This is a genomic window from Pandoraea fibrosis (assembly GCF_000807775.2).
Classification (GTDB): Bacteria; Pseudomonadota; Gammaproteobacteria; order Burkholderiales; family Burkholderiaceae; genus Pandoraea; species Pandoraea fibrosis.
On the sequence record NZ_CP047385.1, the window covers coordinates 466962 to 479861 of the forward strand.

General features: G+C 63.9%; 11 protein-coding genes. 1 reads left to right on the forward strand and 10 read right to left on the reverse strand.

Annotated elements, in window-relative coordinates; all coding sequences use genetic code 11:
* Positions 1–49: 49 nt before the first annotated feature.
* The 6 genes from PI93_RS02005 to argS form a co-directional block, all read right to left on the reverse strand.
* Positions 50–1369: an MFS transporter gene (locus PI93_RS02005; RefSeq protein WP_039365338.1), complete on the reverse strand. Its 1320-nt coding sequence runs from the start codon at positions 1367–1369 to the stop codon at positions 50–52.
* A 223-nt stretch (positions 1370–1592) separates the two neighbouring features.
* A complete protein-coding gene (locus tag PI93_RS02010; protein WP_039365340.1) occupies positions 1593–1958 on the reverse strand; it encodes a hypothetical protein in 366 nt (121 codons plus the stop codon).
* A 243-nt stretch (positions 1959–2201) separates the two neighbouring features.
* On the reverse strand, positions 2202–3083 hold the full coding sequence (locus PI93_RS02015) for an SDR family oxidoreductase (protein ID WP_052240319.1): 882 nt from the start codon (positions 3081–3083) through the stop codon (positions 2202–2204).
* A 46-nt stretch (positions 3084–3129) separates the two neighbouring features.
* Positions 3130–3813, reverse strand: coding sequence for a thiol:disulfide interchange protein DsbA/DsbL (locus PI93_RS02020; RefSeq protein ID WP_039365342.1), 684 nt, complete (start codon positions 3811–3813; stop codon positions 3130–3132).
* Positions 3814–4062: 249 nt separating this feature from the next.
* Positions 4063–4761, reverse strand: a complete 699-nt coding sequence (locus PI93_RS02025; protein WP_039365344.1) for an SPOR domain-containing protein — start codon at positions 4759–4761, stop codon at positions 4063–4065.
* Between the two features lie 85 nt (positions 4762–4846).
* Positions 4847–6601: an arginine--tRNA ligase gene (argS, locus tag PI93_RS02030; RefSeq protein ID WP_039365346.1), complete on the reverse strand. Its 1755-nt coding sequence runs from the start codon at positions 6599–6601 to the stop codon at positions 4847–4849.
* A 163-nt stretch (positions 6602–6764) separates the two neighbouring features.
* On the opposite strand from argS, the gene PI93_RS02035 reads away from it, so the two are divergent.
* Positions 6765–7091 (forward strand): DUF1840 domain-containing protein, encoded by a 327-nt coding sequence (locus PI93_RS02035; RefSeq protein ID WP_039365348.1) that lies wholly within the window; start codon positions 6765–6767, stop codon positions 7089–7091.
* Positions 7092–7368: 277 nt separating this feature from the next.
* Here the strand turns inward: PI93_RS02035 and PI93_RS02040 are convergent, their stop codons facing one another.
* The 4 genes from PI93_RS02040 to PI93_RS02055 all read right to left on the reverse strand — a co-directional run bounded on the left by PI93_RS02040 (position 7369) and on the right by PI93_RS02055 (position 12803).
* Positions 7369–7692, reverse strand: coding sequence for a hypothetical protein (locus PI93_RS02040; RefSeq protein WP_039365350.1), 324 nt, complete (start codon positions 7690–7692; stop codon positions 7369–7371).
* 144 nt (positions 7693–7836) lie between these two features.
* Positions 7837–8556, reverse strand: a complete 720-nt coding sequence (locus PI93_RS02045; protein ID WP_039365352.1) for an MgtC/SapB family protein — start codon at positions 8554–8556, stop codon at positions 7837–7839.
* Between the two features lie 254 nt (positions 8557–8810).
* Positions 8811–11516 (reverse strand): methionine synthase, encoded by a 2706-nt coding sequence (gene metH / locus PI93_RS02050; RefSeq protein WP_144400181.1) that lies wholly within the window; start codon positions 11514–11516, stop codon positions 8811–8813.
* Between the two features lie 156 nt (positions 11517–11672).
* The gene (locus PI93_RS02055) at positions 11673–12803 is read right to left on the reverse strand and encodes a homocysteine S-methyltransferase family protein (protein WP_039365354.1); all 1131 of its coding nucleotides are present in this window, start codon (positions 12801–12803) and stop codon (positions 11673–11675) included.
* Positions 12804–12900: the final 97 nt, after the last annotated feature.

A 12900-nucleotide genomic window follows, 5' to 3' on the forward strand; every position in this document is an offset into this window, starting at 1 on the left:
CGGTGACCATCGTCACCGGGGCATTTTTTATGGTGCCGCGAGCGCGGCGTCAGGCGTGTTGCGTCGACGCCGAAACGTGCCGGCCTTCGCGACCCAGCAGGCCGTAGGTCACCAGACTGATCGCCACCGTCAGGAGAATGTAGTACGCCGGGGCCAGCGGGTTCTGCGTCGCCTTGATCAGGTATGTGATCCAGAACGGCGCGAGGCCTCCGAACAGCATCACGGAGACGTTGTAGAGAATCGACACGCCGGTCGAGCGCACACCGACCGGGAACACTTCCGTCACCGCCGTCGGGAAGGCGCCCCACACGAAGCCCATGCAGATCGCCGGGAGAATCTGCGCGAGCAGCAGATTACCCATCGACGGCGCGCCGTGCAGACGTGTGAACATCCAGAACGAGACCAGACCGTAGAGCAGCACGAACAACAGAATCAGCGGCTTGCGGCCGACACGATCCGAAATCCACCCGGTGAGCGGACACATCACGGCGATCAGGATGGCGGCGATGAACGTCGACAGGCTGGCAGAGCCTTGGGTCAGGCCCAATTGCTTGACGGCGTAGATCGGCGTGTAGATCAGTGTCACGTAGAACGACGTCGTTGCCGCTACCGTCAGGCCGAAGCCCGCAACCAGCGAACGATAGTGTTTCGAGAAGACGTCGGCAAGGGGCGTGCGGCGCGTGGGCTCACGGGCGGCAGCGTAGGCCAGAAACTCCGGCGACTCCGTCATGCGGCGTCGGATGTAAAAGCCTACCGGTCCGATCAGAATCCCGAACAGGAACGGCAGACGCCAGCCCCACGATTCGAGCGCTTCTTTCGTCAGCCCGGTGTTGAGCGCATAGGCGCAAAGCCCGGCGAGCGCGACGGCCAATGCCTGCGAACACATCTGGAAACTGCCGTAGAAGCCGCGCAGATGCGGCGGCGAGAACTCGATGAGCATGGCGGTCGAGCCGCCGAATTCGCCACCGGCCGAGAAGCCCTGGATCACCCGTGCCAGCAGGATCAGCAGCGGGGCCGCGAAGCCGATATGCGCGTAGGTCGGTGCGATGCCGATCAGGCCCGTGCCGAGCGCCATGAGTAGCACCATGACCGAGAGCGCCGACTTGCGCCCGGCGTGATCGGCGTACAAACCGAATGCCAGACCGCCGATGGGGCGGAAGAAGAACGCCACACCCAGTGACGCCACACTCGCGAGCAGCGAGTTGGTATCGTTTTCTGCAGGGAAAAAGAGTTTTGCGATGACGACGGCGAAAAGCCCGTAGACGGTGAAGTCGAACCACTCGAATGCATTGCCCAGCGTGGAACCGATCACGGCTTTGCGTCGCAGTGCCGGATCGATGACCGGCGCGCCGGTGGGGGTTGCCTGCATATGCCTCTCCTGCTTGGTTGGGACTGCCGCAGTCGGATCGGTATGCGATGTAACGTCCTTCGGCATACGCCCGCTCTATGGCGGCAAGACCGGTTTAACGTCGTGTGTACCTCTATTCAAGTTACACAGGCACTCTAGCGCAGGTTTGTAATGCACCACAACGGGTCAATATTCCGTACAGGCATCGCAGGAGAGGGGGCGTCTCGGGCGGGCGCGGCAGGGATCAGCGATTTCCCCGGCTGCCTTTCCAGCGGTAGTCACGCTGTCCGATCCATCCCCAGGTGCCGGAGTAAGGATCGTACTCGTACCGCTGCTGATACTCGGTGGTGTAGCAGCCGCCCTTCTCCAGATAGCACCGCTCTCTGAGAAAGTGCGCCGTATCGCGCGTGGTACGCGGGCGAGGCTGAGGTACGACGATGTAGGGCTGTGCCGGACCAATGATCACGGGCGGCGGCGCAACGATCATGGGGGCGGGGGTGACGATGACCGGTGCGGGTGTCACGATCGCGGGGGCAGGTGCCACGATGGCCGGCGCCGGGCGGACGTAGGACTGCGGCGGGCCAACGACCTGCCAGTTACCCGGGTCCATCACCGCGCATCCGGAAATGGCGGCGGCGACCGGTACAAGAAGAAGGAGAGCGACGCGCCGGAAAGAGGCGACGCCGCGATTGTGGCAAGCGCTTGACGCGTCTTGCGTTGACATGGCGTTCATGGGGACCAGGCGCGTGAGAAATTTGGGGCACTGTAACGTGCCTCTCACGGCTTCGCGCGGGTTCGCCCTTCAATTTGGGTGATGTCCTTACGATGCTCGATGATTCGGGAATATTCAGGTTTATTCAGGCGTATTCGGCGGGATATCCGTCGTTTTGCCCGACTTGCCTGGCTCATCCGGACGTTCCGGCCTGGCCGGCGTACTCTCGCTTGCCTGCCGCTCGGACAAACGCGGCTTGCGCGGCGCGCGGGCGAAGAGCATGTCGTAGAGCCAGCGTGGCAGGCATTTCATGGCGCAAGCCACCACCCCCATCTGCCACGGCAGCACCACGAAGCGCTTGCGCCGTGCAATCGCCGCGGCCGCTTTGCGTGCGAACTTGTCCGAGTCCATCAGGAACGGCATCGGGAACGGATTGCCATCGGTCATCGGGGTGCGGATGTAACCCGGTGCAATGGTCACGACAGCGACCTTGTCGGCGCGCAATTCCACCCGGAGGCTTTCCAGATACGTCATGGCCGCGGCTTTCGATGCACTGTAAGCGCCGTGTCCCGGCAGCCCGCGCACCCCGGCCACGCTGCCAATGCCCACGAGCCTGCCGCGTTTGCGCTCGCGCATGGGTGCGACGAAGGGGCTGAAGGTGGCAACCATCGCCATCCAGTTGGTCTCCATCACCGATGCGAAATGCGGCAGGTCGGCCGCATCTTCCGTATTCACGCCGTGGCTGATGCCGGCGTTGGCGATCACGATGTCCGGCACACCGTGGCGCGACATGAAGTCTCCGGCCGCCGCGCGCAGGGCGAGAGAATCGCGCACGTCGAGCGCGTAGCAATGCACGGCATGCGGATGCGGCAGTGTGGCGGCAAGCTCGGCGAGCTTTTCGCCGCGACGGCCGACCAGCCCGAGGATGGCGCCCTCTGCGGCGTAGTGACGCGCGAGGGCCTCGCCCAATCCGCTCGAGGCGCCCGTGATGAAGACTTTCGGAGATGTCGTGTGTGTGGCCATGTAACGCAAAAGCCCGGCCGGGGCCGGGCTTTATGAGTGGCGAAGCTTACAGCTTCTTCGCGCGGATCTGATTGATGATCGAGTCGGCTGTCTTGAGCGCCGCATCGAACGTCTGCTGCTCGGTCGTGGCCGGCTTGCCGGCCTTTTGCAGCGCGTCGCCCGAGGTGGCCGGCGAGACCAGGTACTTGCCCTGGATCGCGATCGTGGGCACGCCGTCGATCTTGTAGTCCTGCCACGTCTTGTTCGCCGTCTTCACGTTAGCCTGCGTCGAGAAGCCGTTATAGGCGTCCATGTACTTCTGCTTGTCGATGCCGAACTGCGCGAGGAAATCGGCTTGCGTCTGCGCCGTCAGCAGGTAGTTGTGCTTGACATGGATTTCATTGAAGACCTTCGGCGTGAGGTCGGCTTCGCGGCCCAGCGCGGTGAGCGCGTAGAACATGCGGGTATGCGGCTCGAAACGGTCCTGGAAGGCGACCGGCACGCGTTTGAACACGACATCCTTACCTTGCTTCTTCACCCAGGCTTCGAGCGACGGCTCGAGCGCATTGCAGTGCGGGCAGCCGTACCAGAAGAACTCGGTCACTTCGATTTTGCCCGCGCCAGCCGATGTGGGCTGTGCCTGCGGCAACACCAGATAGTCGGTCCCCGCGACCGGTGCTTCGGGCGACGCCGAGGCCGCACCGGAGAGGAAACCGAAAGAAATCAGAACGGCACCAAGAAGTTTTTTCATGATCGTTGTTTAGGAGTGAAGCAGGCGCGCCTGCCATCGATTGAGCGGTGCTCCTGCGAAACCATATCCCGGATTCAGCTACATTAGCCAGTGCGTATGACCGGCGATGTGCCGCCGGGTTCAACGATCCGGCGAGGCCGGATCCTCCCGAATGATGCGTTGTTTTCCCCTGTCATGCTCGTGAGGGGGAGGGCTGTTTCGGGAGAAGAAACAAAAGGCGTTGCACCCATCGTGCAACGCCTTTTGCATTTACTGCTTCGTGAAGCGGATAACCGCCGTGTCGTAGCCGCCATCCTGCAGGCGTTGACGCACGTGATTCATCTCGTCGAGCTTGCCGTATGGGCCGAGGCGCACGCGGTAGAGCGTCAGACCGTTCGCGTCGCGCTGCGTGACCTTCGCCTCGAAGCCCGAGAGGGCCAGCTTGGCGCGCAGTTGCTCGGCGTCGGTTTGCGACTTGAACGCGCCGACCTGCAGGTAGTAGCCCGTGTTGGCGTTATCCGTGGCGCTGGCGGGCGGCGTGGTCGGCGGGGCAACCGGGACCGTCGACTTTCCGTTGAGGATGTCGGCCGGCGACGGCTTCGTATGGCCAGGTTGCGTGCTTGGCGCCGTCGCGGCAGAGGCGCTCGGCGGTGTGCTCGGCTCGACCGGCGGGACCGTCGTGCCGGGCACGAGCGGCGACGTCACGGCCTGCGATGCCGTGTCCGGTGCGCCAGGCACCGACGCGCCCGGCAGCGGCGTGCGTGGCTGCAGCGCCTTGTTCGGATCGGGCGCTTGCGCGGCCGGCGAGTTCTCGGCCGGACGCGGCGGCGTCTTTTCGACGAACGGGGTCGGCGTCTTCGTGATGTAGAGCGCAACGACGACGGCAACGGCCAGCCCAACGATCAGGCCGAGCACGATGCCCAGAAAAGTACCGCCCCGCTGGCGGGGTGGTCGACGTGTGTTTGCCATCGAGTCGATTCCGTCCTTACAGAGTTCCGATGCGGTTGCCGTTCGGAATGGTTGGGTAATTGGCGTGATCGGACCTTGCCGGTCCTTACATCTTGGCCGGGGCAGACACCCCCAGCACGGCAAGGCCGTTGCGCAGCACCTGACGCGTTGCCGCCAGCAGCGCCAGACGGGCACGCTTGACGGATTCGTCGTCGACCAGCACGCGATCGGAGTTATAGAAGGAGTGGAACGCTCCCGCCAGATCCCGCAGATAGAAGGCCACCGCATGCGGTGCCAGTTCCTCGGCGGCGCGCGTGAGCATGTCCGGGTACTCGGCGAGCAATTGGAGCAACGCGAGTGCGCGTTCGCTGTCGAGCGGCGCGAGCTCGGCGTTGACCAGTTCGATGTCGTTCCCACCCCACTGCGTGAGGATCGAGCAGATGCGCGCGTGCGCGTACTGGACGTAATACACCGGGTTCTCGTCGTTCTGCTTGAGGGCGAGATCCACGTCGAACACGAATTCGGTGTCGGCCTTGCGCGAAATTAAGAAGAAACGCACGGCATCGCGGCCACGGCGCAGAGCGTCTTCACGCTCGGCGGGGTCCGTCACCGGCGTTTCCGCCGTAATGCCGCCCGACCACTCGATCAGGTCGCGCACGGTCACATAGCTGCCGGCGCGCTTGGAGATTTTCACCTCTTCGCCGTTGCGCATGACGGTGACCATCTTGTGCAGCACGTAGTCGGGATAGCCCTTCGGAATACCGATGCCCAGTGCCTGCAAGCCGGCACGCACACGGGCGATGGTGCCGTGGTGGTCCGAGCCCTGCACGTTGATGACCTGATGGAAGCCGCGATCCCACTTGCGCGTGTGATACGCAACGTCCGGCACGAAGTACGTGTAAGTGCCGTCGGACTTGCGCATCACGCGGTCCTTGTCGTCGCCGTAGTCGGTCGTGCGCAGCCACAGCGCGCCCTCCTGTTCATACGTGACGCCAGCGTCGACGAGCGCCTGTACCGTGCGCTCGACGCTGCCGTCCGCATACAGCGAAGACTCGAGGTAGTACTGGTCGAAGATGACACCGAACGTTTGCAGATCGATGTCTTGTTCGCGGCGCAGATATGCCACGGCAAATGCGCGGATCGAGTCGATGTCCTCGATGTTGCCGCTGCCGGTGACCGGCGCGCCATCGGACGCCTGCACGGTTTTGCCCGCGAGGAAGTCCTGCGCGATGTCGCCGATGTAGTCGCCGTTGTAGGCCGATTCCGGCCACTCGGCGTCGCCCGGTTTGAAGCCGCGAGCGCGCGCCTGCACCGAAGTCGCGAGCGTGTGGATCTGCACGCCGGCGTCGTTGTAGTAGAACTCGCGATGCACCGGACGACCTTGCGTACCGAGCAGTGCCGAGATCGTGTCGCCGAGCGCGGCCTGACGTCCGTGGCCCACGTGCAGCGGGCCGGTCGGGTTGGCCGAGACGAACTCGACGAGCACCGGCAAGGCTTCGTTACTGGCGGCACGGCGGCCGAAGGCGGCGCCTTCGGTCAGGATCGCGCGCGCCACCGATTGCTTGGCGGCGTTGGCCAGTCGCAGGTTGATGAAGCCGGGACCGGCGATTTCGACGGCGTCGACGAGGCCTTTGGCGCGGCTGTCGGCGAGGATGGCGTCGGCAATCTTCTGTGCCAGCTCGCGCGGATTGGCGCGCAGCGGCTTGGCGAGTTGCATCGCCACGTTACAGGCCAGGTCGCCATGAGCGGCGACTTTCGGGCGTTCGAGCAGGATGACGGGCGCGGTGCCGTCTGCGGGTATCAAACCGGCGACGACGTCGCCGATCAGCGCGACGAGAGCATTCTTTTGGGCGGGTAGCATTGGCGGGTGTTTCGGGTGCGTCCGGACGCGTCCGGACAGGCAATTGAATCGTCAGCACCGGATTTTAACAGGTGTATCATAAAGTCACGGTACCGGCCGGTCCCCCTCGTTGCGTAACAAGCCGGGGGGCGGCGGTGGTGATAACGCGAACAGGGAGACAACCATGTTGGTAACGTTCAAGTCGCACGCCTCGCCCACGATCACCATGCTGGAGAATCTCGCGCAGTTTCTGCTCGGGTTGGTCGGCAAGAAGCTCGGGGAGCGCGGAGCGATCGGCGAAGACGAAATGGGCGAGGCGATCGCCAAGCTCGAGGCTGCCATCGCGGAGGATAACGCCGCTGCGAAGAAGGAAAGCGAAGGGAAAAAGTCCGACGAACGCGACGAGGACGATCGTCTGCGTCTGGCACAACGTGCGTATCCGTTGCTCGACATGCTGCGCGAGTCCCGCAAGGAGAACGTGGCGGTGATGTGGGAAGTGGGCAATCGTTAAACGCACGGCACCGGTTGCCCGATGAGGGCGCCCGGAACGCTGGAACGTAGGTAATGAAAAAGCAGGCCGCAAATTGCGAGCCTGCTTTTTTTGTGCCCTGCGCAAACGGGCCACCCCCGGGCGAGGATGTCAGGCTCGGCCTTGACCTTCGCGACAAACGGAGGGTGGAAGGAGGGGTAAAAAGGCCGTGAACCTTGGCGGCGCCGATGCCATGGCGCGGTACCGCATTACCGCAGTACCGCTTCCGCAGGCCACCGTCGGGTCATCTTGACCGACGTTACTGCGCCTTGCCCGGCGCGTTATCCGGCGCGTTGGTGGCACCGTTACCCGTATTGCCGTTGTTCGGCGTCTTCTTCGTGCTGTGACGCGGCTTTTGTGCCTTCGAATTCGGATGCGGGTCCGACGGCGTCATCGTCTGCGCGCCCGGTGTCGGAGCCTGACGCGAGTCCGGCGACGCCTGGCTCGGCATCGGGCTCGACGGGTCGGTCGTCGTGCCGCCGCCAGGACCAGCCGCTCCGCCACCGGCAGAGCCTTGCGCGAAACTCAGTGCCGAAGCACCGGCGAGGGTCAGGGCGGCAACCGAAATAATCAGCTTCTTCATCAGATGGACTCCTTTGCTTTGCGCTGCACATCGAAGGAATGTCTTTCGTGCAGGCATCACTTGCGTTAGTGAGATTCCAGTCTAAGAAGACGCAGCATGCGGTGCTGTAAGGCTTTGTAATCGTTTGTAATTCGGCTTTTTCACTTAGTCATCCGAACGGCTCGACCAGAACACCTGATTGACGCCAGGCAGCATTTCGAGATGATCGGTGAGCGCGTCGAGTTCGCCTGCCTTGACCGCCGTCGGCAGCAGCAGCGCCTCGATTTCGACCTCCGCTTCGCCGAACGGATGAATGTCCAGCGCACGCACCGGATAGTTCGACGCCTCGAGCCAGGCTTCGACCTTGTCGAGCACTTCGCGCTGCGTCGTCCGTGCACAGATGACCGACAGCGCGTAAGTCGCTTCGGACGTTGCCTCGTTGATCGGGGCACGGTTAATGCGGTTCACGATGGGACGCAACAACGTATTGGCGGCGAGCACGAAGGCGGCCACGACACAGGCTTCGACGATCAGACTCGCGCCTGCGGCGGCGCCCACGGCGGCCGAGCCCCACAGTGTGGCGGCGGTATTCAGGCCACGCACCGAGGCGCCGTCCTTCATGATGGCGCCCGCGCCGAGGAAGCCGACGCCCGACACCACATAGGCGATCACACGCGTATCGCCGGGCATGAGCCGCATCGATAAGTCGACGAAAGCGGCTGCGCCCACGGCCACGAGCACGTTGGTTCGCAGACCGGCCGTGCGTTGGCGGACCTGTCGTTCCACGCCGATGATCGTGCCGAGCACGAACGCGACGAAGAGCGAGACTGCCGTGTTCAGCAGTGGGAGGAGCTGGAAATTCTGGATGCTTTGGAGTGCGTGCATGGAACGTCTCGAAGAGAGCCAACCGGCAGAGAGCGGGTCGGAGGCCGGCAGTCCGATCGGATCGGCCCGGTCGGGCGGGACACTACGCTTCGGTTGCGACAGGCACGTGACACAGGAGACGGCAGGCACTGGAGGGTGCCCCGCCGTCAGTCAGGTCGATGCCATTGCCGGGTCGGTGCGCCGCCGCGATTATGGCATTCCGATCCGGCGGGCGGTAGCCATACCGTGCGCCGGATCGCTTTTGCAGCAGGTTCCTACGACAACTGCGGTGCGAGCAGACGCCGGGCGGTCGCCTCGTCCACGTTGGCACGTTCCATGAAGTCCTCGACCTGATCGGGGCCGATCTTGCCGACGCTGAAGTACGTGCTGTCCGGATGCGACAGATAGAAGCCGGAGACGCTTGCCGCAGGCAGCATGGCGAGCGATTCCGTCACGCTCATGTTGATCTCGTGGGCCTGAAGGTACTGGAACATCGGACCCTTGACTGAGTGCTCCGGGCAGGCCGGATAGCCCGGCGCCGGACGGATACCGACGTAGGCTTCCTTGATGAGGTCGTCGTTGTCCAACTGTTCGGTGCTGGCGTAGCCCCAGAAGTCGCGACGCACGCGGGCGTGCATGCACTCGGCGAACGCTTCGGCCAGACGGTCGGCGAGCGCTTTGAGCATGATCGCGCTGTAATCGTCGTGCGTGGCGAGGAAGCTCGCTTCCTTGGCATCGACGCCAAGCCCCGCCGTGACGGCAAACACGCCGATATAGTCGGCCACGCCGCTGTCCTTGGGCGCGATGAAGTCGGCCAGCGAGCGGTTCGGGCGGCGCACGCCGTCCACGACCGGGCGCTCGCTTTGCTGGCGCAGGTTGTGCCAGGTGAAGGCCACTTCCGAACGCGATTCGTCGGTATAGATCTCGATGTCGTCGTCGCCGACTACGTTGGCCGGCAGCATCGCGATCACGCCGTTGGCCGTCAGCCAGCGGCCCTTGATGAGCCGGTCGAGCATGTCCTTGCCGTCTGCGAAAACGCGCTGGGCCGACTCGCCGACGACCTCATCGGTCAGAATCGCCGGGTAGGGGCCTGCGAGGTCCCACGTCTGGAAGAACGGGCCCCAGTCGATGAATGCCGCGAGTTCGGCCAGATCGTAATTCTTGAACACGCGACGGCCGATGAACTTCGGCTTGGGCGGCACATAAGTCGACCAGTCGACCTTGAACTTGTTTTCACGCGCGCTCGCGAGCGAGACCATCGGCGTGGCCTTGCGGTTCGCGTGCTGCTGGCGCACTCGTTCGTAGTCCGTCTTGACCTCGGCGAGGTAGCGCTCGGCGGCGTCGTCCGAGAGGAGGTTCGAAGCGACCGACACCGAACGCGATGCGTCCGGCACGTAGATCACGGGGCCGTCGTAGTGCGGCGCGATCTTCACGGCGGTGTGCACGCGCGAGGTCGTTGCGCCGCCAATCAGCAGCGGAATGTTGCGCAGACGGAAGTACTCGTCGCGCTGCATTTCCGAGGCGACATAGGCCATCTCTTCGAGACTCGGCGTGATGAGACCCGACAGGCCGATGATGTCCGCGCCTTCTGCCTTCGCCTTGGCGAGGATTTCGGCGCACGGCACCATCACGCCCATGTTGACGACTTCGAAGTTATTGCACTGAAGCACCACGGTCACGATGTTCTTGCCGATGTCGTGCACGTCGCCCTTGACCGTGGCGATCACGATCTTGCCCTTCGAGCGAACGTCTTCGCCGGCCGCGGCCATGCGCGCCTTTTCTTCTTCGATGAAGGGCACCAGGTGCGCCACGGCCTGCTTCATGACGCGGGCGCTCTTCACCACCTGCGGCAGGAACATCTTGCCGGCGCCGAACAGGTCGCCCACGACGTTCATGCCGTCCATGAGCGGGCCTTCGATCACCTGAATCGGGCGACCGCCCGCATCGTGAATCTTCTGACGCACTTCCTCGGTGTCTTCCACGATGAACGTGGTGATGCCGTGCACGAGCGCGTGCGCGAGACGTGCTTCGACCGGCTGATTGCGCCACTCCAGATTCTCTTCGCGCTTCTGCGCGCCGCCCTTGAACCGGTCGGCGATTTCCAGCAGACGTTCGGTGCTGTCTTCGCGGCGATTGAGCACCACGTCTTCGACGCGCTCCCGCAGTTCGGGATCGAGGTTCTCGTACACGCCGAGCTGGCCGGCGTTGACGATGCCCATGTCCATGCCCGCCTGAATCGCGTGGTACAGGAATACGGTATGAATCGCTTCGCGCACGAGGTCGTTGCCGCGGAACGAGAACGAGACGTTCGACACGCCGCCGCTGATCTTCGCGCCGGGCAGGTGTTGCTTGATCCAGCGCGTGGCGTTGATGAAGTCGACCGCGTAGTTGTTGTGCTCTTCGATGCCGGTGGCGACGGCGAAGATGTTCGGATCGAAGATGATGTCCTCGGGCGGGAAGCCTACCTCGTCGACCAGCACGCGATAGCTGCGCTCGCAGATCTCGGTCTTGCGCGCGTAGGTGTCGGCCTGGCCCTGCTCGTCGAAGGCCATGACCACGGCGGCGGCACCATAGCGGCGAATGCGCTTGGCGTGATGCACGAACGCGTCGTGGCCTTCCTTGAGCGAGATCGAGTTGACGATGGCCTTGCCCTGCACGCACTTCAGCCCCGCCTCGATCACTTCCCACTTTGAGGAGTCGATCATGATCGGCACCCGCGCGATGTCCGGCTCGGAAGCGATCAGGTTCATGAAGCGCACCATCGCCGCCTTGGAGTCGAGCATGGCCTCGTCCATGTTGATGTCGATGACCTGCGCGCCGTTCTCGACCTGCTGGCGGGCGACCGCGAGGGCTTCGTCGAACTGGCCGTTCAGGATCATGCGCGCGAACGCTTTCGAGCCCGTGACGTTGGTACGCTCGCCGACGTTCACGAACAGCGTTCCTTCGCCAATGTTGAAGGGCTCGAGGCCGGACAGGCGCATCGGCTGCACGGGTTCGACCGGCTTCAGGAAGGGCGTTTGGCTCATGGGGCAATCCGTTCAGTGGTGGGCGCGCCTGTCATGGCGATCGCGCGGGGGCGATGGCGGCGCGCCGGGCTTGTGCAATCAGTGAAGTGGCTTCGGGCGGACGGTGACGCGTTATGCGTCGATGGCGTCGATGCCGTCGGCGTTCGCATGGCGGTATTGCGACGGCCAGCGGCGGGGTTTCACGTCCGCCAACGCCTTGGCGATCTCGGCGATGTGCTCGGGTGTCGTGCCGCAGCAGCCGCCGGCCAGATTCACGAGACCGGCCTGCGCAAACTCCCGGAGCAGCCCCGAGGTCACGTCCGGTGTCTCGTCGAAGCCGGTATCGCTCATCGGGTTCGGCAGGCCGGCGTTCGGGTAGACCGACACGTAGGTGTTGCACAGCTTGGCCAGTTCGGCGATGTACGGCCGCATGAGCGTCGCGCCGAGTGCGCAGTTCAGGCCGAACGTGAGCGGACGTGCGTGACGCAGCGAATTCCAGAAGGCCTCGACCGTCTGGCCGGACAGAATGCGTCCGGAGGCGTCGGTGACGGTGCCCGAAATCATGATCGGCAGCACCTCGCCGGTGTCTTCGAACAGCTCGTCGATGGCGAAGAGCGCGGCTTTCGCATTGAGCGTATCGAAGATCGTCTCGACCAGGAACAGATCGACACCGCCTTCGAGCAGCGATTTGGCTTGTGCGTAGTAGGCGTCGCGCAGTTGGTCGAAGTCGACGTTGCGTGCCCCCGGATCGTTCACATCCGGGCTGATGCTTGCCGTCTTGGGCGTCGGGCCAATGGCGCCAGCGGCGAAGCGCGGCTTCTCCGGCGTGCTGAACGCGTCACAGGCCGCCTTGGCGAGACGTGCCGACTCGCGGTTCATCTCGTCGGCCAGATCTTCCATGTGATAGTCGCTCTGCGCGATCGTTGTCGCGCCGAACGTGTTCGTCTCAAGGATGTCGGCGCCCGCCGCGAGGTACTTGCGGTGAATTTCGCTGATGACATCGGGGCGCGTGAGCGAGAGAAGCTCGTTGTTGCCCTTGACGTCGTGAGCGAAGTCCGCGAAGCGCGTGCCACGGTATTGCGCTTCGTCCAGCTTGTACCGCTGGATCATCGTCCCCATGGCGCCGTCCAGAATCAGAATGCGGGAATCGAGCAGCGCAGGCAGCGCCTGACCACGCGTATAGCGGGTCTGCACAGGGGCCTGGGCCGTGGTCGAAGCGATCCCCGGACGGGCGTTGGCGGCGGATGGGGTTGCGGTAGTCATGACGGACGTCGCCTTGGAGTAGCCGGAAAACCTATAATTGTAATGGTTTTCGCGCCTGTCGCCCGCCCGTCGGGCCGCGCCGGGCGGGGGATTGCGA

Excerpts from the sequence above, each read along its gene's own strand:
- PI93_RS02005 (WP_039365338.1), bottom strand. The coding sequence starts at position 1,369 with ATGCAGGCAACCCCCACCGGCGCGCCGGTCATCGATCCGGCACTGCGA.
- PI93_RS02010 (WP_039365340.1), bottom strand. The coding sequence starts at position 1,958 with ATGGACCCGGGTAACTGGCAGGTCGTTGGCCCGCCGCAGTCCTACGTC.
- PI93_RS02015 (WP_052240319.1), bottom strand. The coding sequence starts at position 3,083 with ATGGCCACACACACGACATCTCCGAAAGTCTTCATCACGGGCGCCTCG.
- PI93_RS02020 (WP_039365342.1), bottom strand. The coding sequence starts at position 3,813 with ATGAAAAAACTTCTTGGTGCCGTTCTGATTTCTTTCGGTTTCCTCTCC.
- PI93_RS02025 (WP_039365344.1), bottom strand. The coding sequence starts at position 4,761 with ATGGCAAACACACGTCGACCACCCCGCCAGCGGGGCGGTACTTTTCTG.
- argS (WP_039365346.1), bottom strand. The coding sequence starts at position 6,601 with ATGCTACCCGCCCAAAAGAATGCTCTCGTCGCGCTGATCGGCGACGTC.
- PI93_RS02035 (WP_039365348.1), top strand. The coding sequence starts at position 6,765 with ATGTTGGTAACGTTCAAGTCGCACGCCTCGCCCACGATCACCATGCTG.
- PI93_RS02040 (WP_039365350.1), bottom strand. The coding sequence starts at position 7,692 with ATGAAGAAGCTGATTATTTCGGTTGCCGCCCTGACCCTCGCCGGTGCT.
- PI93_RS02045 (WP_039365352.1), bottom strand. The coding sequence starts at position 8,556 with ATGCACGCACTCCAAAGCATCCAGAATTTCCAGCTCCTCCCACTGCTG.
- metH (WP_144400181.1), bottom strand. The coding sequence starts at position 11,516 with ATGCGCCTGTCCGGCCTCGAGCCCTTCAACATTGGCGAAGGAACGCTG.
- PI93_RS02055 (WP_039365354.1), bottom strand. The coding sequence starts at position 12,803 with ATGACTACCGCAACCCCATCCGCCGCCAACGCCCGTCCGGGGATCGCT.